Annotated in this window: 1 protein-coding gene; it reads left to right on the top strand. The window is 52.7% G+C overall.

Annotation, left to right across the window (positions count from 1 at the left end; all coding sequences use genetic code 11):
• Positions 1–183: 183 nt before the first annotated feature.
• The coding region (locus tag ACTJJ7_RS28100; protein WP_440969511.1) for a hypothetical protein at positions 184–404 on the top strand (221 nt) is incomplete at its 3' end.

The raw sequence follows: 404 nt of genomic DNA, 5'->3' as shown, positions 1-404 counted from the left end.
AAAGGCGTGTTGACAGTTTTGGTTGGTGGGGTCTATATACCGACACAACGAGGGCGGGGCGCCGCTGGCGGTTGCTGAATGCGCCCTAAAGGAAGCTCTGGTTTGAGATTTCGGATTGTTGCGCGAGTGACAGTTTTGCCTGGTGGTCTTCCGGTTTTGGCTGGTTGATTGAAGGGCGGGACCTTGAAGGATGTGCGGTTTTGCGGTGACGCTGACGGTGTGGTTTTCGGGGTTTTGGATGTGCCGGTTTGTTCCGGTTTGACGGTGGTCTTTGCGGCTGTGGTCTGTTCTTTGAAAATTGAATACAGAAGAAAGAGAAACGTGGGCGGCAGGGTCCTGCGGAACATCGCAAGATGTTCAACAGATACTTTGGCGGACACGTTTCGAGAGAAGATGTTACATGC

The organism is Phyllobacterium sp. 22229 (assembly GCF_052056495.1).
GTDB classification, from domain to species: Bacteria; Pseudomonadota; Alphaproteobacteria; order Rhizobiales; family Rhizobiaceae; genus Phyllobacterium; species Phyllobacterium myrsinacearum.
This window is presented reverse-complemented; position numbering and strand designations above follow the sequence as displayed.